General features: G+C 69.2%; 23 protein-coding genes and 1 pseudogene. 15 read left to right on the plus strand and 9 right to left on the minus strand.

All coding sequences use genetic code 11. The annotated features are described in order from the left end of the window. Positions 1-340 precede the first annotated feature (340 nt). Positions 341-1,084, minus strand: a complete 744-nt coding sequence (locus tag VJT49_RS06850; RefSeq protein ID WP_324163858.1) for an IPT/TIG domain-containing protein — start codon at positions 1,082-1,084, stop codon at positions 341-343. 478 nt (positions 1,085-1,562) lie between these two features. Here VJT49_RS06850 and VJT49_RS06855 point away from each other — a divergent pair, with 478 nt between their 5' ends. Next, positions 1,563-1,787 carry a hypothetical protein gene (locus VJT49_RS06855; RefSeq protein ID WP_324163859.1) on the plus strand — a complete coding sequence of 75 codons (225 nt, stop codon included), beginning with the start codon at positions 1,563-1,565 and terminating at the stop codon, positions 1,785-1,787. A gap of 3 nt (positions 1,788-1,790) precedes the next feature. Here VJT49_RS06855 and VJT49_RS06860 read toward each other — a convergent pair whose 3' ends face one another. Beyond that, positions 1,791-2,981 (minus strand): cysteine desulfurase-like protein, encoded by a 1,191-nt coding sequence (locus tag VJT49_RS06860; RefSeq protein ID WP_324163860.1) that lies wholly within the window; start codon positions 2,979-2,981, stop codon positions 1,791-1,793. A 152-nt stretch (positions 2,982-3,133) separates the two neighbouring features. Between VJT49_RS06860 and VJT49_RS06865 the strand changes: the two are divergent. The 5 genes and pseudogenes from VJT49_RS06865 to VJT49_RS06885 form a co-directional block, all read left to right on the plus strand. Continuing rightward, positions 3,134-3,550 (plus strand): annotated as a pseudogene (locus VJT49_RS06865) (chitinase); the annotation flags it as partial. Positions 3,551-4,024: 474 nt separating this feature from the next. Next, positions 4,025-4,597 (plus strand): hypothetical protein, encoded by a 573-nt coding sequence (locus tag VJT49_RS06870; protein WP_324163861.1) that lies wholly within the window; start codon positions 4,025-4,027, stop codon positions 4,595-4,597. 14 nt (positions 4,598-4,611) lie between these two features. Next, positions 4,612-6,261 (plus strand): hypothetical protein, encoded by a 1,650-nt coding sequence (locus tag VJT49_RS06875; protein ID WP_324163862.1) that lies wholly within the window; start codon positions 4,612-4,614, stop codon positions 6,259-6,261. Further along, a complete protein-coding gene (locus VJT49_RS06880; RefSeq protein WP_324163863.1) occupies positions 6,254-6,628 on the plus strand; it encodes a hypothetical protein in 375 nt (124 codons plus the stop codon). The genes VJT49_RS06875 and VJT49_RS06880 overlap by 8 nt, the downstream gene beginning before the upstream one ends. A 252-nt stretch (positions 6,629-6,880) precedes the next feature. Beyond that, entirely contained in the window at positions 6,881-7,909 is a 1,029-nt protein-coding gene (locus tag VJT49_RS06885; protein WP_324163864.1) for a SecDF P1 head subdomain-containing protein, read from the plus strand. On the opposite strand, the gene VJT49_RS35100 is transcribed toward VJT49_RS06885, so the two are convergent. Continuing rightward, on the minus strand, positions 7,792-8,835 hold the full coding sequence (locus VJT49_RS35100; protein WP_414635851.1) for an MBL fold metallo-hydrolase: 1,044 nt from the start codon (positions 8,833-8,835) through the stop codon (positions 7,792-7,794). The two genes, VJT49_RS06885 and VJT49_RS35100, sit on opposite strands and share 118 nt — an antisense overlap. A gap of 316 nt (positions 8,836-9,151) precedes the next feature. On the opposite strand from VJT49_RS35100, the gene VJT49_RS06895 reads away from it, so the two are divergent. Then, the gene (locus VJT49_RS06895) at positions 9,152-9,721 is read left to right on the plus strand and encodes a hemerythrin domain-containing protein (protein ID WP_324163866.1); all 570 of its coding nucleotides are present in this window, start codon (positions 9,152-9,154) and stop codon (positions 9,719-9,721) included. Between the two features lie 80 nt (positions 9,722-9,801). Here VJT49_RS06895 and VJT49_RS06900 read toward each other — a convergent pair whose 3' ends face one another. Continuing rightward, positions 9,802-10,335: a hypothetical protein gene (locus VJT49_RS06900; RefSeq protein ID WP_324163867.1), complete on the minus strand. Its 534-nt coding sequence runs from the start codon at positions 10,333-10,335 to the stop codon at positions 9,802-9,804. 188 nt (positions 10,336-10,523) lie between these two features. Between VJT49_RS06900 and VJT49_RS06905 the strand changes: the two genes are divergently transcribed. After that, positions 10,524-11,405, plus strand: coding sequence for a DUF72 domain-containing protein (locus tag VJT49_RS06905; protein ID WP_324163868.1), 882 nt, complete (start codon positions 10,524-10,526; stop codon positions 11,403-11,405). Positions 11,406-11,503: 98 nt separating this feature from the next. On the opposite strand, the gene VJT49_RS06910 is transcribed toward VJT49_RS06905, so the two are convergent. Further along, entirely contained in the window at positions 11,504-13,180 is a 1,677-nt protein-coding gene (locus VJT49_RS06910) for a sulfatase-like hydrolase/transferase (RefSeq protein ID WP_324163869.1), read from the minus strand. A gap of 120 nt (positions 13,181-13,300) precedes the next feature. After that, the gene (locus VJT49_RS06915) at positions 13,301-13,798 is read right to left on the minus strand and encodes a MarR family transcriptional regulator (RefSeq protein WP_324163870.1); all 498 of its coding nucleotides are present in this window, start codon (positions 13,796-13,798) and stop codon (positions 13,301-13,303) included. 108 nt (positions 13,799-13,906) lie between these two features. Here VJT49_RS06915 and VJT49_RS06920 point away from each other — a divergent pair, with 108 nt between their 5' ends. Together VJT49_RS06920 and VJT49_RS06925 are read left to right on the plus strand one after the other, a co-directional pair. Further along, complete coding sequence (locus VJT49_RS06920) at positions 13,907-14,323, plus strand: organic hydroperoxide resistance protein (RefSeq protein ID WP_324163871.1); 417 nt, start codon at positions 13,907-13,909, stop codon at positions 14,321-14,323. Between the two features lie 210 nt (positions 14,324-14,533). Next, positions 14,534-15,559, plus strand: a complete 1,026-nt coding sequence (locus VJT49_RS06925) for a metallophosphoesterase (protein ID WP_324163872.1) — start codon at positions 14,534-14,536, stop codon at positions 15,557-15,559. A gap of 46 nt (positions 15,560-15,605) precedes the next feature. Here VJT49_RS06925 and VJT49_RS06930 read toward each other — a convergent pair whose 3' ends face one another. Both VJT49_RS06930 and VJT49_RS06935 read right to left on the minus strand, forming a co-directional pair. After that, the gene (locus tag VJT49_RS06930; RefSeq protein ID WP_324163873.1) at positions 15,606-17,264 is read right to left on the minus strand and encodes an alkaline phosphatase PhoX; all 1,659 of its coding nucleotides are present in this window, start codon (positions 17,262-17,264) and stop codon (positions 15,606-15,608) included. Positions 17,265-17,461: 197 nt separating this feature from the next. Further along, positions 17,462-19,216: a flavin monoamine oxidase family protein gene (locus VJT49_RS06935; RefSeq protein ID WP_324163874.1), complete on the minus strand. Its 1,755-nt coding sequence runs from the start codon at positions 19,214-19,216 to the stop codon at positions 17,462-17,464. 392 nt (positions 19,217-19,608) lie between these two features. Between VJT49_RS06935 and fgd the strand changes: the two genes are divergently transcribed. Beyond that, positions 19,609-20,613, plus strand: coding sequence for a glucose-6-phosphate dehydrogenase (coenzyme-F420) (gene fgd, locus VJT49_RS06940; protein ID WP_324163875.1), 1,005 nt, complete (start codon positions 19,609-19,611; stop codon positions 20,611-20,613). A gap of 151 nt (positions 20,614-20,764) precedes the next feature. On the opposite strand, the gene VJT49_RS06945 is transcribed toward fgd, so the two are convergent. Further along, the gene (locus VJT49_RS06945) at positions 20,765-21,319 is read right to left on the minus strand and encodes a LysR substrate-binding domain-containing protein (RefSeq protein WP_324163876.1); all 555 of its coding nucleotides are present in this window, start codon (positions 21,317-21,319) and stop codon (positions 20,765-20,767) included. 23 nt (positions 21,320-21,342) lie between these two features. On the opposite strand from VJT49_RS06945, the gene VJT49_RS06950 reads away from it, so the two are divergent. The 4 genes from VJT49_RS06950 (at position 21,343) to VJT49_RS06965 (ending at position 26,300) form a co-directional block, all read left to right on the plus strand. Then, positions 21,343-22,107 carry a CocE/NonD family hydrolase C-terminal non-catalytic domain-containing protein gene (locus VJT49_RS06950; RefSeq protein WP_324163877.1) on the plus strand — a complete coding sequence of 255 codons (765 nt, stop codon included), beginning with the start codon at positions 21,343-21,345 and terminating at the stop codon, positions 22,105-22,107. Positions 22,108-22,678: 571 nt separating this feature from the next. After that, a complete protein-coding gene (gene idi, locus VJT49_RS06955) occupies positions 22,679-23,386 on the plus strand; it encodes an isopentenyl-diphosphate Delta-isomerase (RefSeq protein ID WP_324163878.1) in 708 nt (235 codons plus the stop codon). Positions 23,387-23,429: 43 nt separating this feature from the next. Next, complete coding sequence (locus VJT49_RS06960) at positions 23,430-25,850, plus strand: nitrate- and nitrite sensing domain-containing protein (protein WP_324163879.1); 2,421 nt, start codon at positions 23,430-23,432, stop codon at positions 25,848-25,850. A gap of 24 nt (positions 25,851-25,874) precedes the next feature. Beyond that, positions 25,875-26,300 (plus strand): roadblock/LC7 domain-containing protein, encoded by a 426-nt coding sequence (locus VJT49_RS06965; RefSeq protein ID WP_324163880.1) that lies wholly within the window; start codon positions 25,875-25,877, stop codon positions 26,298-26,300. The last annotated feature ends 1 nt before the right edge of the window (position 26,301 follow it).

Consider the following 26,301-nt stretch of genomic DNA (forward strand, 5'->3'; position numbering starts at 1 on the left):
CAATGCGGACTGATCAGCCTGGTAGGAACCGTTGTCGCACCCAGGGCGGGCAAGCCCTGGCGGGAAAGACCGAATGCCGGTGGTGAACGGCGTCGGTAAGCCGTGTGCGGGAGAACCGCACGCACGGTTTAACGGGCGGGACCTGGAAACGAGACAACACGGGCCATGGCCACCGTAGTGGGACAGCCTCGCGGGAAACCGCAGGAACATAAGGCTACGGGTCCTTCCGTCAGTGGATGTCATCGCGCCAGCTCCCGACCCTCCTCCTGTCCGTGGTTCTGGTGGGCACCGGACGGCCCGGAGAGGAGCGCTGGGCTGCCTCGCCGGGCCGGCGGCCGGATCAGATCTCCGGCCCGCTGACGTAGGTGAACCCGGCGACCGCCGTGGCCGAGCCACCCGCCGTCGTGACGGTGACGTCCGCGGCGCCCGCCGTGCCGGGCGGGGTGCGGACACTGATTTCGGTATCGGAAATGACGCCGAAATTCGCGGGCGTGCCGCCGAAGGTGACCGACGTCGTGGTGGAAAGGCTGGTGCCGGTAATCGAGACGACCGTGCCGCCCGCCGTTGTTCCGCTCGTCGGGGAAATGGTGGCGACGGTCGGGCTGTCGACGTAGTTGTAGGTGAGTCCGTCGACCGTGCCGCCGGGCGTGGTGACGGTCACCGAGACCGGGCCGGCCACGGCGGCCGCGGGGACGGCGACATCGAGGGAACCGTCGTTGACGACGGTGGGGGTCGCCGAGTTTGCGCCGAACGCGACAGCGGTCGCGCCGGACAGGTTGACCCCGGACAAGGTGACCGTGTTGCCACCCGCCACCGGCCCCGCGCTGCTGCTGATGCCGGCCTTGTACGGCGGTTGGACATAGTAGAACCGCAACGGGTTGCTGGTCCCTCCGACGGTGGTCACGGTCGTGTCCACGACACCGCTGCCGGCCGGGCTGATGACGGTGACCTGAGTCGGCGTGTTGCCGGTGATCGTGCCCAGGTTGGGTCCGAAGTGGACCGCCGTCGCGCCACCGAGATTGGTACCGGTGATCGTCACCAGGGTGCCGCCTGAAGTGGCTCCCTGGTTCGGGGTGATAGGCATGCGCGGACCTCCGTCCGATTGAACGAAAAAGGGAAAAGAACTGTTCGGCCCGGGTGTGCCGGCCACCGGCGGGCGTTCCTTCACTATATACGCGGAATTTGGCGGATATGGTGGGACGGTCCGAATGCCACAACCGGCCACGCGGGTGGCCGGTGCGCCCGGGCCGGGCGCCTACCGGGAGTTGAGCGAATTCGGCCATTGGTATTAACGACGCCGGATTTCGTAACTCTTTTTCCGGTCGCCGAAATGCGAAAATGATCCGCGAAAATCCGGGTGGGCCGAGGTGGTGACGGCCGGCTGGTTGGGTGGAGCGGTCAGTGTGCGCCGCGGACCGGAAAGGGCAACCCTCATGTCGACCGACGCGCTGAGTTTGCTCACCTCGCTGGTTCCCTCGGGGACCCGGGCGCCGGCTGCCCGCCGGAGCGGGGAATCGGCCGAGGAGGGCGACGTGCGCGCATCACCGTCGCGTGGAGTCGCTGTGCTGGCAGTCGTGCCTGAATGGGTGCTGCAGAGCCTCGTCGGTCACCTGAAAGGGGCTGTCGCGCGCGCCGTGAGTGAGCTGGACCGGCTCGACATCCGGCTGTGCCTGGACGTTCGCCGGGCGCCCGTCGCGTCCTCCTCCGCCGGGGGCGAGTCGCTCGAGTCGCTCGAACGTCGCATGCTCGATCTCCTGGCCGAGGTCAACCGCCTGCGCCGCGCCTGACCGTCACCGCAGCGCGGCGAGCAGCCGGCTGATGTCGGCTTCGGTGGTGTACGGGGCGATGCCCGCACGGACCGCGCCGGTGTCCCCCAGGCCGAGATGCCGCGAGCATTCCACGGCGTAGAAACTGCTCGCCGGGGCGTTGACGCCGCGGGAGGCGAGGTGCCGGTAGGTGGTTTCCGGGCTGACGCCGTCGACCGAGAACAGCACGGTCGGTGTGCGATGGCGGGTGGGGGAGCCGTGGCGGACGATCCCGGGTAGCTCGGCCAAGCCCTCGTCGAGCTGCCGGAGCAGGGTGTTTTCGTGGTTCTCCAGCACCCGCATCGACGTCAGCAGCCGGGTCCGGCGGGGGCCGGTTCCGGGCACGAGGCCGGCGAGGAAGTCGATGGCCGCGGTCGTGCCGGCGAGCAGTTCGTAGGGCAGGGTGCCGAGCTCGAAGCGCTCGGGCACGGCGTTGGTGGAAGGTAGCAGTTTGTCCGGGTGCAGGGTTTCCAGGAGCGCGGGCGAAGCGGCGACGAGCCCGAGATGTGGGCCGAGGAACTTGTAGGGCGAGCAGGCGAAGAAGTCCGCGCCCAGCTCCGTGACGTCGACCGCCGCGTGCGGGGTCAGGTGCACACCGTCCACATAGCACAGTGCGCCCGCGTCGTGGGCCGCTTCGGTGATCGCGGGGATGTCGGGCCTGGTGCCGAGCAGGTTCGAGGCCGCGGTGACCGCGACCAACCTGGTCCGTTCCGACAGCAGGCTCGTCACCTCGTCCACCGGCAGCTCACCGCGGACAGGGTCGAAGTCCGCCCAGCGCACGATCGCGCCCCGGGACCGCGCGGCCTGCACCCACGGCCGGATGTTGGCGTCGTGGTCGAGGCGGGTCACCACGATCTCGTCGCCGGGTCCCCAGTTCTTGGCCAGCGTCCGCGAGAAGTCATAGGTCAGCTGAGTCATGCTGCGGCCGAAGACGATCCCCGCCGGTTCGGCGCCCAGCAGGTCCGCCGCCGCCCGCCGGGCCCCGGCCACCACCGTGTCGGCCCGGCGCTCGGCCGCGGTGACGCTGCCCCGGTTCGCGATCGCGACCAGCAGGGTGGCGGCGACCGCCTCGCCCACCACGTCCGGGACCTGCGACCCACCGGGGCCGTCGAAATGCGCGGCGCCCTCCTCGAGTGCCGGGAAATGCTCGCGTACCGCGCTCACGTCATAGGCCACAAAGCCTTACTAGCACAGGGCGACCCGGTCTTCGCCCCGGGTCGGCGCGATCGCGGTCTGGACCACAAATCATCGGTAGTAACCAGCGCCTGCCCTCGATACGTTGAGCGGACCGCCGCCGCCTCTCGATCGGTTCAACTTGGGAGCTGGACATGTTCGGTCGGATATTCAGCCTGGCCGCCGCGTCCGCCGGGTCCGTGGCCCCGGCACCGGCGGACGCGGCGGTGCGAATCGGCACGGGCGCCGTGAAGTCGAAGCCGGTGGGCAAGGTGTTGCCGGGCTACTGGGAGAACTGGGACGGTGCCGGCGTTCGTCCGGGGCTGGGCCGGCTTCCGATCACCGACAGCCGCGTTCCGGCGCACGGACACAACGTGATCAACGTGATCAACGTGATCAACGCGGCCTTCCCGGTCATCCGCTCCGAGGGCACCGCCCGGTGGGAGAACGGGATGGACTCGGGCGTGAAGGTCGCCACGCCGGCCGAGACGCGCCAGGCCGAGGCCGCCGGCGTAACCATCCTGATGTCCATCGGTGGCGCGGCGGCGGGCATCGATCTCAGCCACCATGCGTGTTCCCTTCGACAAGCAGGTTCCCGGCCTGCCCGCGCATGCGGTACCGGGGGTGGCGGCGCCGACTCGCCCGCCATGGAAGTGGTGAACGAGTTCCTGCCCGCCGAGCTGGAAGCCGAAGACGAAGACGGCGAAGACGGCGAGGACGGGTTCGAGGACCAGGCTCCCCGGTGGCAGCCACCTCCGCCACGGCCGGTCCAGCCGCCACCTCGGTCGCGGCTTTCACGAGTCGTGCCGGGCGAAGCTCGAGCAGTTCGCCGGGCTCACCAGGAGTGAAAGCAGCGCGACACACGACATTTCGCTGAACACTCGTCCGCCCACGCCGACGGGAAACCCGGGCGCGCACGCCGGCAGCCGAAACCAACGGTCCTCCGGCACGCGACGTCCGGACGTAAGCGTGGTCAGGGGAGCAGACCTGCCGAAGCTGCCCGACTGGCCGTAGCACTCCGGAACGAAATGGACTAACTTCGCGATGTGACGATCTCGGCCGCCCAGGGAATTCGCTCGCCTTCCCCGCCGGGAACCGTCACGGTCGTCGCGTACGTGCTGCTGACCGGCAACCAGTGGGTGTCACGCTGGCTTGTCAGTGGCGACCTGCCCGAAGGGGGCCGGTGGCTGGTCGCTTCGCTGACCACCGTGCGGTGGCGGCTGACGCCGGAGCGTGGCAACGAGTGGGGCTTCTGGGCGGCGAACCTTCGCACCCTCTTCTTCGTCGGCCTGCTGATCTTCGGGCTGGCCCGGCTGGCGCGGTCGGCACGGGGCGGCGGGGTGCTCGCCCCCGTCGTCGGCACGTCGGTGCTCGGGGCGTGCGCGGCCACCCTGCTCGGCAACCTCGTGGCCGCCGTCTTCCTGGGCTGGCCGAGCTACGAGACCAGCTGGGAGTACTCCACCCCGCAGGGCGACGAATTCTCCGACCTCGTCCTGGCGCCGATGACCACCGCCGCGTTCTTCGGGCTGTTGTTCGGGCTGGTGCTGACTCCCGTCGTCGCACGGACGCGACCGCGGCGGGTGGCCCGCCGCGACCATGAACCGATGTCGTTCTGGTGAGGGGTGGGGTGGAAATGACATCCGGCGCCGCGGGCGCGACTTCCGATCAGGTCACGCGCTACCTGTGCGGGGCGGCGCGGATGGACGAGCGGTTCGCCGACCGGGTTCTGCACGGCCTGCTGGCCGGGGACCTGCGCGCGGTGGCCCCGTCCGTGGGCTTCGATCTGCGCCCGGTTCTGCTGCACTGCCTCGCGGCGCGCCGGCAGCGCTTTCTGCGTGACGTCGTGCTCACCGGTGCCGGCCTCGTCGCGCTCTTCGTCGCTCCCTTGTGGACTGTGCTGTCCCTGGGCCTGATCGCCGTGTTCGGCGGCACGATCACCCGCGCCGACCGGGGCACGCGGCCGCGGGCCGCCGCGATCGGGGCCGCCGTGGTGATGGTACTGATTCCCGTGCTGTTCGCGGTGTTCATCACTTCGGCCGCCTCGGCCGCCGACGAGGAGGCGGCGGGGTCGCCGGGCTGGCTGACCGGCCTGCCCTGGCTCGGTTTGCCGATCATCCTGCTGATGTACGGCGTGGTGGCGTGGGACCTGCTGAGCAACCGTCGGGTGCTGGTCCGGGACCTGGCGCGAACCAGGTTCCGGCCGGAAGCCGCACCCTCGCCGCGCGAGGAGTGGCTGACCCACGTACTGGCCACAATCGACCAAACCCAGCACGGGAACGCCACCGTGTACAGCGGGTTCAACCCGTTCCTCGGGCACGGCACGCCGCAGAAGGGCTGGGCGTTCGCGCTGCCGATGTGGCGCCGAGGGCGAGAGAACCCCGACGACACCGTCGACGTGGACGTGCCGGAACTGATCGAGCACGTGCGAAACCGGCTCCGCGCGATCGGACCGGCGGGAACGGAGGGCGAACTCAGCGACCGGCTCGACGATCTCCGGCTCTCCGACCGGGTGTTCGTCAACGGTGAGGCACTGGGTCTCCAGCCGCGTTTCCTGCCGTGCCGTGACCTGCCGCCGCGCCAGAACCTCGCGCCGGAGGAGATCCGGGAGATCGCCACCCAGCCGAGCGGGATCGCCCGCCACTACCTTTGCGCGGAAGTGCCGTCCTGGGGTGGGGAGGTGGTGGCGAGCACGTTCCTCCACTTCTCCACCGACGGCCGGTTGCTGTACCTGCAGTGCGACCGCGCGGTGCTCGGCCCGGTCTGGCGCCAGTACCACGACGTGGATCGCCTCACCGAGACCGCGGCGGCCGGGCAGATCGGCCGGTTGCTGATCAGGGCGGCCGGCAAGCTGGTCGGCACGGCGCTTCGCGCGCCGGCGGGCGTGTTCCGCACCGATCTGTGGGCCTGGAGTTATGGTCGGCGGCTGAGCCGGAACCGTCTGCTCGCCCAGGACGACCTCGGCTACGACTACGGCGCGCGGTTCAGTGTGCGGCAGGTCGCCGTGGACGCCCGGCCGCACAACTACTTCCAGGAAACCGACGCCGGCAAGCACCTGAAGATCGTCGAACGCCATGTGCTGAGCGCGGTGCTGGACTTCCTCGGCGAGCACGACGTGGACACCGCCGAGTTCGCCACCCGGCAGATGATGATCCTCAACCAGGGCATCATCCAGACCGGCGGCGTCAGCAACGTCGGCAACCAGGCGGTCGGCTCGGGCGCTACCGCGACCCAGCAGGGCGTGGTTCCGCCGCGACCCGGATCTCAGGAGACAGCGAATGCGTGACAACGCGGCGAACTACGGTATCCAGCAGTCGGGCGGCCAGAGCACGGTCGGCAACCAGGCCGTCGGGCCGGGTGCGAAGGCGGTCAGCGGCGACATCCAGCTCACCACGGGAACCGGTGACACCGAGGGCCGGGCCGAGCGGTTGCTCGCCCGGCTGGAGGAACTGCTGGATCACCACGACGCCGAACTTCCGGGTACCACCAAGGCGACCGCGGAGATCCTGCGGGAGGAGCTGACCCGGCCGGAGCCCGACCGTGGGGTGCTCGGCCGCCTGCTGGAACGGCTCACCACCCTGGTGAAGCCCATTCCGCCGCTGGTCACCACGGTCACCGAGCTGGCCAAGGCGATCAACGGCGCGATCAACTGAGCCGCCGCGGCTTTCGGGTTCGCGTAACACGGCGACCCGCCAGGCCGGAGAATCCGCCCGGGAAGACCCAGTCCGGTTAGGACGGTGGCGGCGTTCCACCCACTCCGCCATCGAAGCAAGCCGGCGGGCGTGATCCGTAGCGGTTGACCCCGGCCGGCCGATACTTACGGGGTAACTCCAGCAGAGGGGGAAGGACACCCGCGGATGGCCGGTAGTTTTCGGGGTACCCGCGCAGCCGGGTGGAACCTCACGGTGACTGTGCTTGTCCTGATCAGCCTGGTGGGCTGCACCCGGACGGCCGCGCCGACCGCGGCGAGCAAGGCGACGGCCCCGGATTCGGCGGTGAACGCTCCGGCGGTGCTCGTGTTCCGCCCCGTGCTGCAGTCCGTGCCCGCCACGCCCGGGACCCCTCCGAGCGCGGGACCGGCGGACGCCAAGGTTCTCCGGCAGAGTACCGACCCCGCGACCCAGCGGCAGGCACTGTCCATACTGGACTGCTCGACGAACGGTGCCGACCCGCTCGCCGCCCAGGACGATCCGGCGCTGCCGCTGGTCACCTGCGATCAGGCCGGCGAGACCAAGTACCTGCTGGGGCCGGCCTTCCTGACCGGCTCCGGCATCCGGTCGGCGTCGGCCTCGCCCGGCCAGGGCATGCCGGCGTGGCTGGTCAATGTGGAGTTCGACAGCGCGGGCGCCCGGACGTGGGCGAACTACACCACCCAGCACGTCGGGGAACAGGTGGCCTTCGTGCTCAACACCACCGTGCTGTCGGCGCCCTCCATCCAGGAAGCGATCACCGGTGGCAGCACGCAGATCAGTGGCAACTTCACCCAGCAGCAGGCGCGGGACCTGGCCGCCCGGCTCGTCGTGGCCGCACGGAACACCGCGGCGCCGACCACGACGGCAACCACACCGGCCGGCGGCGACGACCTCCACACCTGGCTGCGTCAGGCCGGTTTCCGCCTCGCCACGGCCACCCGCTACACCGACTCCCGCCTCGGCCGCCAGGTCACCGGCGAGGACTGGATCAAGGACGACCTGAGCCTGCCCGTCGTGCGGCTGACCGACGCTCCGCCCGGCGAGCCCGGCTACTTCGTCGTCGCTGACCTGGCCTTCGACCCCTTCCGGCCCTCCGCGGTCACGGTCACGTGCCGGCTGAACCGTCAGAACCGCGATCTGCCGGGCCTGCTGGACCAAGCCCGCATGCTGCGTGATTCGCTGACCGGCGGGTCCACGAGCGTGACCAGCCGTGACGGCGTTCTGACCTGTAGCACGGGCTGAATTCGACCGTTACAGGTCCGGTTCGGTGCCGTCGGGAAGTACGTTGGCACCGGCCGCCTGGACCTCGGCCGAGGCGTCGGAATTCCCGTCCAGCAGCGGATTGGTGTGGTCGAGGTGGGTGTGGATCCACCGGATGCCGGGGTGACGGCGGATCGCCGCGAGGCTGCCCGACGCCCGGCCACCGGCAGGTGACCCATCCTCGCCTGGGCCGCGTCGGCGTTCCCGCCCCCCGTGGCGCCCGACATTTCCTTACTCGGACAGAAGGTGCCGTCGGCGAGCACACAGTGCGCGCCGGTGACGAACTCGTCGAAACCGGCGGGCCAGGTTGCCAGGGCACGGCGCGTACACCAGTACGCCACCTGTCGAGGGGTCTTCGACCCGGAGGGCGAACGCCGAGTGCTGATCGCTCGACCGTTCGGCCGTCGCGTATTTGGGCTGTTCGCCGTGCACCGGCAGCAAAGCATGCCGTCCGGACCACCGAGTCGGAAAGCGCTTCCAGCAGGGTGCCATCGCCACTCCTGGTACTGGGAAACCATGGTACGCAACGGAAACTCCTCGCCGAGCGTCCTGCCGATCGCGCCGGGCGCCCACACCTGGAACCCGGCGCCCTCGCGGAGCAACAATCCGATCGTGTGGTCCAGTTCGGCGTCGGTCAGCACCGCGCCCCGCAGCGGGCTTTCCCGCAACCCGGGTCCCGGAGCCAGCCGCAGGCACCCGAGAACCTGGCGCCGGACGTTCGGCGAGACATTCAGCGGGTACCAGGTGTGACCGTCGGCACTGATCGCGGCCGCGGGCCGCCGGTCCTCGATTGTCCACAATCGAGGACCGCTGTTGCCGGTGGACTGAGTCGGACCATCGCCGAGGCCGTGGGCAGGGACTGGGCAGGGACCTCGGTGTGTCTGGCACCACGATCGACTCTCGTGCACTTCGGCGAGCCCGTCGGCCGGGAACAGTCGCGTCGCGGAAGGGAGGACTCGCGTGTCACGGGAGCCCGACTCGCGTGTCGCGGGGGCCCGACTCGCGTGTCGCGGGAGCCGGACTCGCGTGTCGCGGGGGCCCGACTCGCGTCGGTCGGCCCCCGGTTTCGGGCCGTCGACCGGCGATGACTCGCCTGCGGACGACCTGCCCGACCAGGACGAAGACGAGTGACGTCACCTCCTGACCGGCCTGGCGGATCGGCGCTTGGACCGCGCGATTCGGGGGAAGCCAGAGGGCAGCCCGGCAGCGACGGAGGTGAAGAAGATGGACACCAGGGAAGACAAGAACGTCGTGGATCTGTTGCTCGAGCAGCACACCCAGGTCAAGAACCTGTTCCGGGAGATTCCCCAGGCAACGGGAGACCGTAAGGAGGAACTGTTCGAGGACTTGGTGCGCTTGCTGGCGGTGCACGAAACCGCCGAAGAGATCGTCGTGCATCCCACGGCGCGCAGCAACATCGACGACGGCGAGCGTGTCGTCGAAAGCCGGTTGAACGAGGAACGCGAGGCCAAGGAGGTGCTCGCCGAACTGCACGACACGGGCGTGCGCAACCCCGATTTCGACCGCAAGCTGGCGGAATTCGAGGAGAGCGTCGTCGCCCACGCGAACCACGAGGAGCAGGAGGAGTTTTCGCAGTTGCGGGCGAAGCTGCCGGAGGACCGCCTGCGCCGGATGGCGGGAGCGGTCAAGGCTGCGGAGGCCACCGCGCCGACGCGCCCGCACCCACGGGCGACGGGAGAGTCGGCGATGGCGAACCTGCTCGCCGGGCCGCCCATCGCGGTCTTCGACCGGGTTCGCGACGCGGTACGTGACTGGACGAAGTCCAACAAGTGAGTGTCCGGCCCAGCGTGACTCCTGGCCGAAGGACTGCCGCGGTGAAAAACAGTCCCGCTGGGCCGTAACCCGTGCGGGGGTCAGGCGGCCTTGGGGGACTCCAGGCCGAGCAGGCCGAGCAGGCCGAGTAGCTCGCCGGCATGCAGTTCCGCGACCGGAGCCAGCAGGTCGGGGTGCCGCAGCAGGGCGGCGGCCTGCCGGTCGCGGTCGTCCGGCCGGGTCAGCCGGCGGAAGTCGAACGGCAGGCCGAAAGTGTGCTCCGAGGCCGCGAGCGCCGCTACCGCCGCGACGGCGAGGTCGGCGTCGGCGAGCAGGCACGCCGCCCAGCTCGCCACCACCTCGTCCACCCAGGTGCGCCACGCGGCCTCGTCTTCAGGCCGGCCGGCGATTTCCACGCTCGCCAGCCAGTCCAGGCGCGCGGAACCTCCCGGGCCCACGAGGGTGAGCAGGGACGCGTCGAGCGCGGTGGGGTAGCGGAGCCAGGCGGCGACCGTCGTGGCCTGCCGGACCTGGGCCTCGGCCAGAGTCGCGCTCAGCACCCCGCCGGACGGAGGGTAGGCGCGGAGCAGCCATTGCGCGGTGGCCGCGATGACGGCCGAAAGGTCGACGGGCACGGGACAACCTCACCGGATGTGGGACGGGCCTGCCCGGCTCTCCCCAGGGCAGTCCACCAAAGCTATCAGCCCGGACGTGCTCCGCCGTGGTGCCCTTGGTCACTTGCCGCCGCGTCGGCGAACGCGCGGGTCACCGGAGTGACGCCGTTCGGCATGCCCGTCGCCGCCCGGATTCCTACGCTGGGGATATGGGAGTGATCCGGGTGGGCACGGCGTCGTGGACCGACCGGACGCTGCTCGGGTCCGGCTGGTATCCCTCCGATGTGGACACACCCGAGAAGCGGCTGCGGTACTACGCGGAGCGGTTCCGGATCGTGGAAGTGGATTCCACCTACTACGGGCTGCCCGTCGAGCGGACAGCCGCGTTGTGGACGGGACGCACCCCGTCCGCGTTCACCTTCGACATCAAGGCGTTCAGCCTGTTCACCCAGCATCCCACCCGGGTCACCGCGTTGCCGGCGGAGCTGCGGCCGGACCGGGACAAGCTCGGCAAGGACACCGTCTACCTTCGCGAGGTGCCGCCCCCGGTGGTCGACCAGCTGTGGCGACGGTTCCTCACCGCGCTCGATCCGCTGTACTCCGTGGGCAAGCTGGGCTCGATCCTGCTGCAGTTCCCGCCGTGGTTCACGATCTCCCGCCGGAACAGGCAATACATCCTCGACTGCGCAAACCGGCTGCGGCCGCGGTACCGGCCGTGCGTGGAGTTCCGTCACAGCTCGTGGTTGAGCGAGGACAACCGGGAGGAGACACTGTCCTTCCTCGCCGGGCACGACCTGCCCCTGGTGTGCGTGGACATGCCGCAGGGCTTCCGTTCGTCGGTCCCGCCGGTGGTGACGGCGACCGCCGGGCTGTCCGTCCTGCGGTTCCACGGCCATTCCACGAAATGGGACAGCAAGAACATCCACGACCGGTTCGGCTATCTGTACCAGCCAGGGGAATTGCGCGAATGGGTGCCGCGCATTCAGTCCCTGGCCGAGAAGACCGAAGAGGTGCACGTTCTTCTCAACAACTGTTTCCGCGACTACGCCCAAACCAACGCGCAGCAGTTGGCGGGCCTGCTCGGCCTCTGACACAGACTGTGCAGGTTTTAAAGCCAGTACGCCGTCAACGGCGGCGTACCCGCCCAGCTTCACGCATCCGCGGGTGTCACGTCAGGGACATGGAATCTCTAACGCGAGTAGGCGGCCAGGAACTTGTCGCGGAAGGTGTTCATCGGCCAGACCGGGGCTTGCGGGCTGGGCCGGAGCCCTTCCGTCCAGCCCCAGGTGGAGATCCGGTCGAGCACGGCGGGATCGCGCGCGACGATCGTGATCGGCACGTCCTTGCTCGCGTTCTCGCCGGTGACGGCCTGGTTGGGCTGATGGTCGCCGAGGAAGACGAGCACGAGATTGTCGTCGCCGTAGTTCTCCACATAGGAGATCAGGGTGTTCAGCGAGTATTGGATGGATTCGCCGTACGCGGCGCGCACCGAGGCCGAGTCCTTCCACACTTCGTCGATCGACTTGCTTTGCGCGCGTATCGGGCCGTATACCGAGCCGTCCCCGAGGTCGTTCCAGCCGATCATCCTGGGCAGGGGCGCCCAGGGCCAGTGGCTGGAGACCAGGTCGACTTCCGCCATCATCGGGGCATGCGGTGCCGCGCGTTCGGCCTGCTGGAACTTGGACAGGATGAACTGGTCGGGCATGGGGGCGTAGGAAAAGAACGGGCCCTTGTAGCCCAGCGACGGGGCGTCGTAGTACCGGTCGAAGCCGTAGAACTTCTTGCCCTCCGGCCAGGGCGTGAAGTGGGCGGGCACGTCGTGGACGGTCTGCCAGCCGGCACGGTGGAAGGCGCTGCTGAGGGTGAGCCGGTCGCGGGTCATGAGGTTGTCGTAGCGCTGCTGGCTGTTCACCCACAGGCCGGACTGCAGCGTGGAGTGGGCCAGCCAGCTACCGCCGCCGGCCGTCGAGGAGGTGAGGAAGCCGCTGCGGGCGGAGTATCCGGCCGCGCGGAGGCGGCTCGTGCCGTCGTCCAGCAGCTTGTCGATCGCCGGTGCGATGTCCGAATCCTGGACGGCGACGCGCCCGTAACTTTCGACGAAGGTGAGGAGGACGTCCTTGCCGCGCAGGGCGGTCAGCAGCTGGTTCCCGGGCGTGTCGCGGTAGGCGTCGACGGCGGCCTCGGCCGCGAACGCCTGGTGATCCCGCAGCTCCGCGACCACCTGGCGGGTGTCGTTGTAGGCCTGGGCGCCGGCGCTGCGGGCGGCGATCGGCTGGCCGGGCGCAATCTCCACGCCGACCACCGCGCACACGAGCCAGACGACCCCGAGCACCGCCACCGCCCGGGTCGAGGCGGTCCGGTGCCCGGCCACGACCCGGGTCACGCGCAGGGCCGACAGCACCATGAGGACCACCACGCCGACGGCCAGGATCCCGATCCCGATCACCGCGGCGATCGCACCCGCCCGGCCCAGCTGACCGGCGAGCAGGTCGATCCCGGAGCTCAGGAAGGTCCAGTCGGACAGCAGGTCGAAGGGCCGCTCGAAGGCCTTGTAGAAGCCCATGTCGGCGACCTTCAGGATGGTCACCAGGCCGACGAGCACCCCACCGGCCACGGCCCCCCACCGGCTCACCCGGCGCGGGGCAACGAGGATGAGGACCATGGCGATCAGCGCCTCCACCGGGATGCGCAGGAACGCCACCGGCGTCAGGCGGTTGAGGTCGTTCGGCAGGATGAGGGCGGCCAGCAGGAGCAGCCACGCCAGAACCGTGATCGTCGGCCTGGTGAACCGGCGTATCCGGCTTGCGGTGCCTCCGGTCTCCTCCTCCGGCTGTTCAGTGGCCGGCGTGCGTTTCAAGCGCGTCAAGAACGAGACCACGAAAGGCCCTCCCGTGCGAAGCATGGCTGGTATGCCTGCAAGTCTCCGGCCCGTGCGGGGCGCACGGGCCGACGCCCACTCTGTACACGGGGGAAAGGCGCGGGAAGTTCAGTCGTGGGCCCCTGACCCCATATCGTCGAGCGACTCGTCGAGGGAGTCGGAGAGACGGTACAGCGCGTCCCGCAGCCGGGCGGCCTCGGCCTCGTCCAGCCCGGTCGCGCTGACCAACCGGCAGGGCACCTCCTCGGCCTGGTCCCGCAGGGCGGCACCCTTGCCGGTAAGGCGCACGAGCACGGAACGTTCGTCGTCGGTGCTGCGCTCGCGGCGGACCAGCCCGGCCGCGTCGAGCCGTTTCAGCAGTGGCGAGAGAGTGCCCGAGTCGAGCCGCAGCAGCTCACCGATCCGCTTCACCGAAAGCTCGCCGTGCTCCCACAGGGCCAGCAGTACCAGGTACTGGGGATAGGTCACGCCGAGGTCGGCGAGGAGCTTGCGGTAGACGCCGCCCATGGCGCGGCCGGCCGTCTGGATGGCGAGGCACAGCTGGTAGTCCAGGCGGAGGAGGTCGGGGCCGGTGGCGCTGGAGGCGGCCGTGGGGGAAGCGGACATATGACCAGTGTACGTCATTAGTTGTACACAACTCAGTTGTGCGCTATCGTTCGTGGTGTGAAGCCGGAACCCCCCGGCGAACGAGCAGAAGGAAGTGGACCGGAAAACATGGACGCCATCTACACCGCAGCCGCCACCGCCAACGGCCGTGAGGGCCGCACTGTCAGCTCGGACGGGCGGCTCGACCTTCGTCTCGCCTTCCCGCCCGCGCTCGGTGGCGACGGCAACGGCACCAACCCGGAGCAGCTGTTCGCCGCCGGCTACGCGGCCTGCTTCGCCAGCGCGCTCGGACTGGTCGGCCGCGAGTCGCGAGTGGACACCAAGGAGGTCTCGGTGACGGCCGAGGTGGGCATCGGCAAGGACGGGGAGGACGGGGGTTTCGCGCTCGCCGTGGTCCTTCGCGTCGAACTGCCCGATGCCCTGCGGGGCGAGACGGGCCGCACGCTCGTCGAAAAGGCGCACGCGGTCTGCCCGTACTCCAAGGCGACGCACGGGAACATTCCCGTCGAGCTCGTGGTGGAGTGACAGGGGAGTGACAGTAGTGAGAGGGGAGTGACAGTGGCGAGCCGGCGCGCGGGAGGTGCCGCAGGGCCGAGGCGCACCCGGCGGTGAGAACCGACATCTCTCGCGCGGCGGTTCTGCGGCGGCCGTTCACGTCGTAGTCGCCCGCTGGTCAGTCACCGATGGCAGGCTCTGCCGCACCTCAAGATCCTCCACCAGACAAGGAGCATCCTCATGCGGAGATGGCATCGTAGGGCGCTGGCCGTGGTCGCGGCCGGCGCACTGACCGGCGCCGCCGTGGAGGTCGGCCCGGCCGCGGCGTCGGCGCCGACCGGAGAAGACGGCTACACGTTCGCGGTCATCGGCGACATCCCCTACGGCGACGCGCAAATCGCCGCGTTCCCGAAGGTCGTCGCCCAGATCAACGCCGACCCGGCCGTCCAGTGGGTCGATCACCTCGGCGACATCAAAAGCGGCTCGACTGTTTGCAGTGACGAGTACTTCCAGCTGATCAAGGCCGACTTCGACCAGTTCGCCGACCCGCTGGTCTACACGGTCGGTGACAACGAGTGGACCGACTGCCACCGCCCCAACAACGGCGGCTACAACCCGCTGGAGCGGCTGGCGAAAATCCGGCAGGTGTTCTTCCCGCAGCCGGGACACACGCTGGGGCGGCAAGGCGCGCGGGTACTCTCGCAAGCCGGCCAGGGAATCCCCGAGGACGTCCGCTGGGAACGCGCCGGCGTCGCGTTCGCGGCCCTGCACATCGTCGGCAGCGACAACAGTCTCGCGCCGTGGACCGGCAACACCGCGCCGACCCCGGAGCAGACCGCCGAAGTACTCGGCCGCACCGCCGCGGTCATCCAGGAAATCCACGAGACGTTCGCCGGCGCCCGCGCCCGCCACGCCAAGGCCGTCGCCCTGCTGACGCAGGCCGACATGTTCGACCCGACGGTCCCCAGCCCGAAGTTCGCCGACTACTACGGGTTCCAGCCGATCGTCGCCGCGATCGCCCGGGAGTCGGCCGACTTCGGCGGCCCGGTCTATTTGTTCAACGGCGACAGCCACGTGTACAACAGCGACAACCCGCTGGCCGCCGGGTCGAAATGGCTGTCCCTCTACGGCATCGGCCAGCCGGTGCCGAACCTGTCCCGGATCACCGTCGACGGATCCACCACCGTGAACAACTATCTGCGGGTCACCGTCCACCAGCACGGTCCCCAGGTGCTGACCTGGACTCGCGTTCCCTTCACCTCGTGAACGCGGCGCCGGCCACCCCTTTCCGGGTGGCCGGCGCCTGCCGGGGTCAGCGACGTGCGGCCAGGACTTCCCAGGTCACGTTGTCCCCGTGCTGCTGGGTCCAGAACAGGCGCCACCCACCGAAGAACGGGGTGGGCACCTGCGCTCCGAGGATGCCCTGCGGCGTCGGATCGCCGTCGGACATGTGGATGCCGGTGGTCTCGTTGTCGCCGTCGTTCTGGAATCCACTGTAGACGGACAACGCGGAGTCGACCGTGGCCGAGGAGTCCCGTCCTTCCGCGAGGAACCGCACCGGCTGAGCGCCGTGCGCGTAGTCGGCCTCGAGGTCGAACAGGTACCCGGAGTCCAGCAGCCCGCGCTGGGTGTGCAGGGTGTCTCCGGCGTCCTCGACGAACGCGACGTGGTCGGCGTCGACGAAGGTGACGTTGTCGAGCCCGGTGTGTTCCTTGTCTCCGTTGTAGACCAGCGACAGGGTGCCGGTGTCGGCCCTGGGATCGGTCTGGGTCAGTTTGAGGACGCTGCCCCAGCCGCCGTAGCCGTTGTTGGCGGTGCTGGCGGCGTTGGTGTCGCCGGTCTCGTCGAAGTAGAACTCACGGAAGCCCGTGCCGGGCCGGAACTGGCCGTTCTCCGGGCGCTTGAACGGCGTGGCCTTCGCCGCCTTGGCCAGCGCGTTGGCGTCGAACGGTTTGCCGGACGCGTCGGTGGCGGTGTCGTGGAGGGTGACCCAGCGCGTGGTGAACGACAGGCCGTAGGTGTGCAGGTCCTTCTCGTCGTCGGTGAACGCGCCGCCGGTGGGGTGGGCGGCGTCGATCGGCTGGAAGACGATCGGCTGGCCGGTCCGGTGTGAGACCACCTGCAGCGCCTGCAGCTTGCCGTGCCGGAGATCGCCCTTGTCGGCGGGCACGAACCGGTAGACGAAGCTGTTCGGCAGTTTGGCCTTGTCTCCGCCGACGGTGGCGCCGCCGATGTCCTCGACCACCATGAGGTTTCCCGCCGAGTCGTTCTGAATGCCTTCGTAGCTCCCGCGGCCCAGCGCCGACGAGATGTCCTCGACCTGGGCGTTCGGGCCGGTGGTGGACTGCCACACGCCGCCGTCGGCGCCGTTTTCCGCGGTGAACAGCAACCGCTGCGCCCACGGATCCCAGGTCGAGCCGTCGAAGGTCGGTAACGGTGTGCCGTCGGTGGTGGCCGTGGCCAGGAGCGTGATCCGGTGCGCGGCGTCCGCGTCGAGGTTGATCCGGGTCAGGTAACCGGTTTTCCCGGCTTCGTGCCCCTGGAACAGGAAATGCGTCCCGTAGTCGTAGTTCGGGTCCGCGCCATGCTGCCCGTGCAGGACCAGATAGGTGTTCTTGTCCGGTTCTGTCTTGGACGCCTCGACCAGATGACCGGAACTCGGCAGGTCCCCGGGAGCGGGCAGCATGGGCCCGTCGCCGCGATAACCGTAGTACGGGATGTCCGCGGTCGGGTTCTCCAGCTTGACCGCGCCCTGGGCCACCGCCTGCTCGGCCAGCTCCGGGGACAACACGGTGGGGCTGCTGAAACCGGCGGCCTTGGCGTTGGCCGGCACATTCGTCAGCCGCGGGCCGCCCACGGGCCCGCCGTGCCCGTTCTCGCCCTGCGCCAGCGCGCTCACGGCGACCACGCCGGCCAGGGTCAGCGATCCCACCGTGCCCGCGATCGTCGCCGCGACGACCATTCGTCTCATGTTCCGCCAGCCTCTCGGAAAGTTGAAGTGACAAAGCAGGCAGATTCAAGGCCGGAAAGGACAACGGAGACCACGCCGGACGGTGACGGCCACGGGTACACAAACCCAACAAGGGATGTCGCTCAGCCCGGAACGGTGTTCTCGGAAGAATGCGCTCATTGGGGGCGAATCGGTCATTTCCCTCCAATGAGCCCGTTTCAGCGGCGGTGGACCTCCAGGGCGGTACGGACAGCGCTTTCCAGCGAGCCCTCGATCCAGGCGGGTTTCAGGCTGGTGTGCTCGCCGGCGAAGTGCACCCGGCCTTCGGCCGTGCGGATGACCGGGTGGTACTCGTGCAGCTGGCCCGGGGTGACGATGGCGGCCTCGCCGAGGGCGTAGCGGTTGCGGGTCCAGGACTGGGTGGCGCCGTGACCGGTGAACTCGTGGTGGACCTGCGGCCCGAACATGGCGGCCATGTTGTTCAGCGCGAAGGCGTAGCGTTCGTCGTCGGTCAGCGAGTCCCACCGCATGGCCTCGTCGGACCACGTGTAGGAGGCCAGCACCACTCCGCCCCGTGACCCCGGCACGTGCGAGGGGAAGTAGGTGAACCGGTTGGGGGTGTCGGAGACGCAGCCGCCGCCGGTGAACCCTTGCGGGCCCCGCTCCCAGAACCGGGTCCTGAATTCCAGCAGCACCTTGGTCGCCGAATCGTAGTGGAGCGCCATGACGGCGCGCCGTTTCGGATACGACAGCAGCGGCCGGAAATCACAGAACCGCAGGGCGGACGCGGGAATGGTGACAATCGCGTAGTCCGCGGCGAAGGTTTCCACGGGCTCGCCCGGACCGCCGGCACAGCCGTCTTCGGTGCCGGATTCGGCGGTGGTCTCGATCATCACCCCCTGGCCGGTCTGGGTCAGCGAAGTCATCCGCCGATTCCGCCGGATCAGGGGTTCGAGCGAACCGGTCAAGGCGTCGGTCAGCGACGCGGTTCCGCTTTCCAGTTCCCAGTACCGGGCGTTCGGCGTGATGATCGCGTGGTCCATCAAGGTGGGGAACAGCGAGTAGTGCAGCCGCGAGGTCAGGTTCTGCAGGGTGCCGGCCGCCTCGATGTCGGCCAGGCTCCAGCCGGCGGCCTCCACCAGGTACCGGTGCGTGGAATAGTCGTCGTAGGCGGTGATCAGCCTGGCCCACGCGGAGACCTGCTCTTCGATCGGCGCGGTCGTCGGGACGGTCACCGGGGCGAGGGCCTTGTCCTCGGCTTCGGTGGTCGTGATCGCCAGGTCGGAGGAGAACGTGGCGTTGACGGCGGCGGGGTCCGCGGCGTACTGCGCGCGGGTCAGCAGGCGGCCGTTCACCTGGATGAGGCTGCGCCCGGCCGCCGGGGGAGCGGTGAACGTGACCGGCTCCCCATTGGTCCAGACCTCACCGGAGAACGATCGGTACACCACGGGCGGCACCGGTCCGGCCGGCTCCGCGCCGGGCGCCACGTCGGCGTTGTAGAACAAGCGGCGCCGGAGGCCGAGTTTGTCGGCCAGTGCCAGCACCATCGGATGGAAGTCGGGCAGCCGCATCGCGCCCGCCTCGGCATGCAGGCTCTTGTCCGCGAAGATCCCCCGGAAGGTCTTGATCCGCCCGCCGGTGCGGTTCGCGTTCGCTTCCAGGATGGTCACGGTGTGCCCGGCGTCGGAGAGCAACCGGGCCGCGACCAGGCCGGCGATGCCGGCACCGACGACGAGGATCTTCTTCGGTGCCGGGGTTTTCGGCAGGCCGCTATCGATGAGGATGCGCAGGTACTCCAGTTTGAGATCGGTGTTCTGCTCGCCCACGAGCAGCAGTTCACGCGCGAGTTCCTGGCTGATGTCCGTAGTGGACGTGGCGGACGCCGCGGCGGGACTCGATCCCGTGAAAGCGGTTCCCGCGGCCAGCGCCGCGACACCGAGAAACCCGCGCCGGCCGAACGAATGTGTGCCCATGGCTGCCACAAGTACCAATGGGACCGTCCGGCCAACAACGGCGGTAAACCGTTTGCCCATGATTTAACTCGATCAGTGCGAATACCGCGCACGCAAAGTGGGGTTGCGCCGCCATTCGTGCGATGGTGGCCCCGATCGGTGCGGAGGGGCCGCGTGGCCTCCTCAGGTGTCTTGGGCTCGACCCGCTGGGCCGCCGCGCGGGCCGGGGTCGTGGATAGGATCGGTGTTGCGGGACGAGACGAGGTGGGCGGTCGCGGAGGCATGGCCCGGCTGCCTGCCGCGCCGTGGCACACGCGGGAACATCACCGGCGTGGGACGGTGTTCGCAGTCTTTCGCAGTCTGGAGAGTGCGGGCGCGGGCACAGAGCGCGTCCATGACGAGCAGGAGCAGGTATGAGCTTGACCATCGGCTACAAGGCGTCGGCGGAGCAGTTCGCGCCGCGGCAGTTGGTGGAGTACGCGGTGCGGGCGGAGGAGGTCGGCCTGGACAGTGTGGTCGTGTCGGATCACTTCCTGCCGTGGCGCCACCAGGGTGGGCATGCGCCGTTCGCGCTGTCGTGGATGGCGGCGGTGGGCGAGCGTACCAGCCGGGTGCGGATCGGCACCAGCGTGCTGACGCCGACGTTCCGGTACAACCCGGCGGTGATCGCGCAGGCCTTCGCCACCATGGCGCTGCTGTATGACAACCGCATCATGCTCGGGGTCGGCACCGGGGAGAACCTCAACGAGGTCGCGGTCTCGGGCCGGGAGTGGCCCGAGTTCAAGGAACGCTTCGCCCGCCTGCGGGAGGCCATCACGCTGATGCGCCGGTTGTGGACCGGTGAGGAGGTCAGCTTCGACGGGGAGTACTACAAGCTGGTCAACGCGGTGATCTACGACCGGCCGGAGCAGCCGGTGCCGATCTACGTCGCCGCGGGCGGCCCGCAGATGGCCAGGTACGCGGGCCGGGTGGGCGAGGGCATGATCTGCACCTCGGGCAAGGGCATGGATCTCTACACCGGGAAACTGCTGCCCGCCGTCACCGAAGGCGCCACGGCCGCCGAGCGTGACCCGGCCGGGGTGGACCGCATGATCGAGATCAAGTTGTCCTACGACAGGGACCCGGAGGCCGCGCTGGAGAACACCCGCTTCTGGGCACCACTGTCGCTGACCCCGGAGCAGAAGCACAGCGTCGGCTCCTCGGTGGAAATGGAACGGCTCGCCGACGAGTTGCCCATCGACCAGGTCGCCAAACGCTGGATCGTCGCCTCCGACCCCGAACAGGCGCTGGCCGGCATCACCCCCTACGTCGACGCCGGATTCACCCATTTCGTCTTCCACGGACCCGGCCAGGACCAGGAACGATTCCTCACCCAGTTCGCCGAAGACGTTCTGCCTTTGCTGCGCAAACTGGGCTGAGGTGCCGTGCCACCCCGGCGGCGTGTGGTCCCTGGTTCCGCCAGGAGTTCTGCGAGGGGCCGCCGACGACGGTGGCCTGTGACGCCGTGGTGGCGACGGTGATCGCCGTGACAGCGGCCAGACCTTGGTGGGGAGCGAGATTTTCAGGTCCCTAACGGTTCCGCCGGCCTCGTCCAGCGCGCGTGCCGGGGAGGGGCATGCCCGCGCACGCGGCCGCGTCGATGGCGCGGAGGCCCGCATCTCCGGCGGCGACCGGCCGCCGGAGATCGCGGACCACGGCGATCTTCCGCCGCACCTGGGGGCCGGTCAGCGGACGGTGGGCGAGCCCGGCGAACTCGATCAGCGACAACACGAGCCCCGGTACCGCGGAGACGCCGAGCCCGGCGGCGACGAGCCCGGCCACGGCGGCGATGTCGCGGGCCTGCACGACCCGGCCCGAGCCGTGCAGGGCGGCGTCCACCTGGGCGCGGATACTGCTCGCCGGATCGAAGGCGATGAACGGTTCCGTGCGAAGTTGTTCCCAGGCAAAGGTTTTCTCGGCGGCGAAGCGGTGTTCGCGCGGGAAGACGGCACAGAATTCGTCCGTGGCCAGCGGTTGTGTGTCGAGCCCGCGCGGGGGAGTGCGGACCACGGTCACCGCCAGGTCGGCTTCGCCGGCCCGGACCCGCCGCAGCACCTCGTCGGACAGAGCGTCTTCGATGGACATTCGACTTCGGGAAAGCGTGCCCGGTGGACCGCCGCCACCGGCGGGAGCAGGATCGCGGCCAGCGAAGGGAGCGTGGCGACCCGGACGTGACCACGGGTTCCGGCCAGCAACCCGGAGAAATGGTTCAGCCCGCCGCCGAAGGCCCCGACGATGTCCTGGGCGACGCGGACGAACTCGGCCCCTTCCGGGGCAGTACCAGCCGCCGCGTGGTCCGTTCGAGCAGGTTGACCCCGAGCATCCGTTCGGCCGTGCCCACCGTCCGGCTCAACGAGGTCCCCGGCGTCGGTCATGGCTGGCAGGCCTTTCCGGACTGGCCGCCCACCGACGCGCGGCAGGTCCGGCTGTCCCTGACCACGGACGGCCGCCTTTCGCCGGCGCCGGATGCGCCGGGCACGCGGGTCTTCGCCGTCAACACGGATCCGGCGCCCGCGCGGGCCGGCGAGAACCTGTCCTTCGACTCCGGCGTTCTGCCGCGTGAGCTCGTGCTGGCCGGGGGTCTCGAGGCGAACGTGCGGGTGTCGACCACCGCGAGCGACGGCAATGTGGCGGTCGTCGTGCAGGATGTCGCGGCGGACGGTACCGCGAGCCGGATCACCGCGGGCTGGCTGAAGACCAGCCACCGGTGCGGCCACGAGGCGCTCGCGCCGGTGCGGCCCGGCGTGGTCTACCCGGTGCCGGTGCACGGGTGGCCGACGCACTACCGCCTCGCCGCGGGGCACCGCCTCCGGATCGTGGGTCCGGCGACGACTACCCCGAGATCGACTCGGACGCGCCCGCGGGCACGGTGACCGTGCACACAGGCGCCTTCGGTTCCTCCCTTCAGCTCACCGTGTGCTGGGTCATCCGGCCGTCGCGGCTCTACGCCACCTGACCGCTTGACCAGGGTCACCGACGATGCCCGGAATCGGTCGCCGGGCGATGACCGCGACAGCCGGAAGGAGCCTATCTGTCTACTGTGGACACGAAGTTCGGGTGTCGGGATCCGCACCCCGCGGACCGCCCTCGTCCTCTCCGCGGCACCCGCCTCGTGCCCCTCCTGGTTCGCCTACCTGCACTTCTACCTGTCAACCCCGTCACGACGACCCACGAACTCGTCACGCGACTGTGACGCCTGACGCGGCCGCGTCACGGGCCTTCTGCTGCCCGGGAAGCGTTGCCGCGAAGGCTTTCTCGCTGAGCACGTGCTTTCCCGGGGCGTGCTGGGCGTTGGGCAGCGGGTTGCAGGTCAGTCCATGCGTCAGGGCGGCCTTCCGGGCTTATTGAATGTCCATAAAGGATCGTTTACCGAGGGGGGACTTGTGCGCCGCCGGGTGACCGTTCATGATCGTCAGGCCAGCGAAACAGGCGGAAAGGCCGAATATGTCCTCTACCCTCGATCCCGGCGTCGAGTACGTCGTACTCTGCGGACCCGGTCACGAGCGCGTCGGCTACGCGCCCAAGGCCGAGGTCCACCACGAGAAGACCCCGCTTCACCTGGCCTTTTCCTGCTATCTGTTCGACTCCGCCGGCCGCTTCCTGGTGACCAGGCGGGCTCGGACGAAGCTGACCTGGCCGGGTGTGCGCACGAATTCCTGCTGTGGCCACCCCGGCCCAGCGGAACCGATGGCGGAGGCGGTGGCGCGCCGGTTGGCCGACGAACTCGGCGTGTTCGCGGACCGGATCGACCTGACGCTCCCTGCTTTTCAATACCGCGCCACAATGGCCGACGGAACCCAGGAAAACGAGGTCTGCCCGGTTTACCGCGCGTTAATCGACGGTGACGTTACGCCCCGGCGGAATCCCGTAGAGGTCGACGAAGTTTCCTGGGTGGAGTGGCCGCGGTTCGTCGCCGAGGTCCTCGCCGACCCGGAGTCGGTCTCGCCGTGGTGCGCCCTCCAGGTTTCCGCGCTCGACCGGCTCGGCCACGACCCGTTGGCGTGGCCGGTCGCCGTTGACGCCGAACTGCCCCCGGCGGCCCGTGAACCGCTCGAGGTGGGCGGCGTTTGCGCCGGTCCGGTCGGTTCGCGTGGTGCGTCCGAACTGGAGGATGGGGGGTTGCCAAAACCACCGGAGGGGCATACGACATGATTTCCCCCGGCAAAAGCACCCGATTGGCGGGCGGTGGAGCGTTGTGACGAAAAAGACCAACCCGGGCGAAGGGCACCACAAGTCCATCAGGAAACGGTTGACCGGGACCGTTCTGATTCCCAGTATCGCGCTCCTCGTGATGTGGATCGGCGTTTCCGGCTACTTCGTTATCAACGGGGTGTATGTCCGGACGGTGGGCTCCAGCGTGCAGCAGGTGTCCATTCCCGCGGTGACCGCGCTGGGTTCCATCCAGCAGGAACGGCAGCTCAGCCTGATCTACCTGGAACGTCCCTCGGTGGGGTTGCGCGATCTGCAACTCCAGCAGCAGTCCATCGACCGGCCGCTGGGCGAGCTGCGGTCGGCCATCCAGCCGGTGCTCAAGCTGGTGCCGGACGAGATCGCGGCGAAGATGACCCAGCTGGGGAACAGCCTCGACCAGTTGCCGGTCATCCGCGCCGAGATCAACCTCAGAACCATTTCGAAGGCCCAGGTCAACGACTTCTACAACCATCTGATCGACACCGCGGCCGGCTTGTTCGACGCCCAGGCCCGGTTGGTCCCGGACGTCGCGGCCACCCAGGGCGCGATCGGGGCGACGGACATCTTCCGCTCCGCCGACCAGATGTCGAGGGCGGCGTCCATCGTCTCCAGCGCGTTCGCCGCGGGTTCGCTGACCCCGGCGGACCATCTCCAGTTCGCGCAGCTCGTCGGCTCGTACCGGGCCACCCTGGTCAAGCTGGCACCCTTCATGGAACCCGACGTCGCGGCCCATTACCAGAGCGTGGTGAACGGCGACGCGTGGAAACGGCTCAGCACCGCGGAAGACGCGCTCGTCTCGCACGGGTCGGGCACCTTCCGCGGGCAGGCCGACATCGGGGTCAGCGAGACCGACTGGCGCGCGCTGAGCGGACAGGTCTCCACCGCGTTGAACCAGTTGACCATCGAGCAGGCCGACCGGATTTCCGCGCTGGCGGTGTCCGACGGCAACGACAACCTGCGGAACGCGATCTTGGGCAGTGTGCTCGCCCTGATCGCCGCGATCGCGTCGATCATCGTCGCGGTCCGGGTTTCGCGGACCCTGGTCGACCGCGCCCTGGTGACCCGGCTCGAACGGCTGCGCAACGACTCGATCGAGCTGGCCCAGACCCGCCTGCCGAGCATCGTGCGGCGCCTGAAGGACGGCGAATCGGTCGACGTCACCGCGGAACTGCCCAGGCTGGACCATGGCAAGGACGAGATCGGCCAGGTCGCCGAGGCGTTCAACATAGCCCAGCTGACCGCGGTCAACGCGGCTGTCAGCGAGGCGAAGGCCCGCAACGGTGTGCACAACGTGTTCCTCGGCATCGCGCACCGCAACCAGGGCCTGGTGCACCGCCAGATCCAGATCCTCGACCGGATGGAAAGCCGCGAGGAGAACCCCACCCAGCTGAAGGGGCTGTTCCAGCTCGACCACCTGGCCACCCGGGCCCGGCGCACCACCGAGAATCTGATCATCCTGGGCGGCCGGCAACCCGGGCGGAGGTGGCGCAAGCCGGTCTGGCTGATGGACGTCCTGCGGGCCGCGATCTCCGAGACCGAGCACTACGCGCGGGTCGAGGTGGAGACCGTGCCGCAGGTCGCGATCGTCGGTTCGGCGGTCGCCGACACCATCCACCTGGTCGCCGAACTGGTGGACAACGCCACGTCGTTCTCCCCGCCCGGGTCCCCGGTGCACATGACGAGCACGATGGTGGCGCGCGGGGTCGTGGTCGACGTGGCCGACCAGGGTCTCGGCATGAAGGACGACGTCCGCGAGTGGGCCAACCGGATGATGTCCGAGCCACCGGAGTTCGACGCCATGGCGCTCAAGGCGGACACCAGCCTGGGCCTGTTCGTGGTGTCCCGGCTGGCCGCGCGGCTGGGCGTCCAGGTCATGTTCGACTCGTCCCGCTACGGCGGCACGCGCGCCACGATCCTGATCCCGACCGCGATCCTGGCGTCGGACGACTCGGTCCCCGATAATGCGGAACCGGAGTTCGGCGAACTCTCCCGGGGGCTTGCCGATGACCCCGCGAATGGTGCAGACGGGCGGGGGGAATCCGCGTCCGCCATCGACGGCAGTGGTGTCGTTGGTGCCGGGCAGTGCGAAACCAGTCCAGCGAAGCCGATCACAACGGGAATCGTGATGAGCCGCGAACCGGAGATATCGCGGGACGCCGAACCGTCCCGCGCAGACCCAACCGTGCAGACGTTTCCCGTGGCGCCGCCCCGACCGGGCGAGCCCGGGACGAAGCGCCCCAAACGCGCACTGCCCCAGCGTGAGCCCCAGCAGCACATCGTGGCCCGGCTCCGCGACGATCCGGACGCGGATCTCCGCCCCGAGGACTTCGCCGGCCGGACACGGAGCACGCTGTCGGCCTTCCACAAGGGCACGCGCCGGGGGCGGGACATGAACGGTCCTGAAGACATCACGAGCCACCACTGATTTCACAGGGGAGTCGAATCTCAGATGAACGAGCACGGGAATTCCACGATCGACCTGAACTGGCTGCTCGACGACATGGTGGACCGTGTCGTCGGGGCGCAGCACGCGGTCGTGCTCTCCTCCGACGGCCTGCTCATGGGCAAGTCCGGCTTGTTGGCCAAGGACGACTCCGACCAGCTGTCGGCGCTCGCGTCCAGCCTGCAGAGCCTGGCGAAGGGCGTCAGCCGCCACTTCAACCGCGGGCCGGTGCTGCAGAACCTGGTCGAGATGGCGGAGGGCTACCTGTTCGTGTCCGCCGCGGGCCAGGGTGCGTGCCTCGCGGTGCTCGCCGAGGAAACCGTGGATGTCGAACTGATCGCCTACGAGATGAGCCGGCTGGTGAAAAGAGTGGGTGACTACATGTCCTCGGCACCGCGTAGTGCCGCCAATATTCTCCCGACAAGGAACTGAT

The organism is Amycolatopsis sp. (assembly GCF_035276945.1).
Taxonomy (GTDB): domain Bacteria; phylum Actinomycetota; class Actinomycetes; order Mycobacteriales; family Pseudonocardiaceae; genus Amycolatopsis_E.

Excerpts from the sequence above, each read along its gene's own strand:
- VJT49_RS06850 (WP_324163858.1), bottom strand. The coding sequence starts at position 1,084 with ATGCCTATCACCCCGAACCAGGGAGCCACTTCAGGCGGCACCCTGGTG.
- VJT49_RS06875 (WP_324163862.1), top strand. The coding sequence starts at position 4,612 with ATGACATCCGGCGCCGCGGGCGCGACTTCCGATCAGGTCACGCGCTAC.
- VJT49_RS06880 (WP_324163863.1), top strand. The coding sequence starts at position 6,254 with ATGCGTGACAACGCGGCGAACTACGGTATCCAGCAGTCGGGCGGCCAG.
- VJT49_RS06895 (WP_324163866.1), top strand. The coding sequence starts at position 9,152 with ATGGACACCAGGGAAGACAAGAACGTCGTGGATCTGTTGCTCGAGCAG.
- VJT49_RS06905 (WP_324163868.1), top strand. The coding sequence starts at position 10,524 with ATGGGAGTGATCCGGGTGGGCACGGCGTCGTGGACCGACCGGACGCTG.
- VJT49_RS06915 (WP_324163870.1), bottom strand. The coding sequence starts at position 13,798 with ATGTCCGCTTCCCCCACGGCCGCCTCCAGCGCCACCGGCCCCGACCTC.
- VJT49_RS06920 (WP_324163871.1), top strand. The coding sequence starts at position 13,907 with ATGGACGCCATCTACACCGCAGCCGCCACCGCCAACGGCCGTGAGGGC.
- VJT49_RS06925 (WP_324163872.1), top strand. The coding sequence starts at position 14,534 with ATGCGGAGATGGCATCGTAGGGCGCTGGCCGTGGTCGCGGCCGGCGCA.
- VJT49_RS06930 (WP_324163873.1), bottom strand. The coding sequence starts at position 17,264 with ATGAGACGAATGGTCGTCGCGGCGACGATCGCGGGCACGGTGGGATCG.
- VJT49_RS06935 (WP_324163874.1), bottom strand. The coding sequence starts at position 19,216 with ATGGGCACACATTCGTTCGGCCGGCGCGGGTTTCTCGGTGTCGCGGCG.
- fgd (WP_324163875.1), top strand. The coding sequence starts at position 19,609 with ATGAGCTTGACCATCGGCTACAAGGCGTCGGCGGAGCAGTTCGCGCCG.
- VJT49_RS06945 (WP_324163876.1), bottom strand. The coding sequence starts at position 21,319 with ATGTCCATCGAAGACGCTCTGTCCGACGAGGTGCTGCGGCGGGTCCGG.
- idi (WP_324163878.1), top strand. The coding sequence starts at position 22,679 with ATGTCCTCTACCCTCGATCCCGGCGTCGAGTACGTCGTACTCTGCGGA.
- VJT49_RS06965 (WP_324163880.1), top strand. The coding sequence starts at position 25,875 with ATGAACGAGCACGGGAATTCCACGATCGACCTGAACTGGCTGCTCGAC.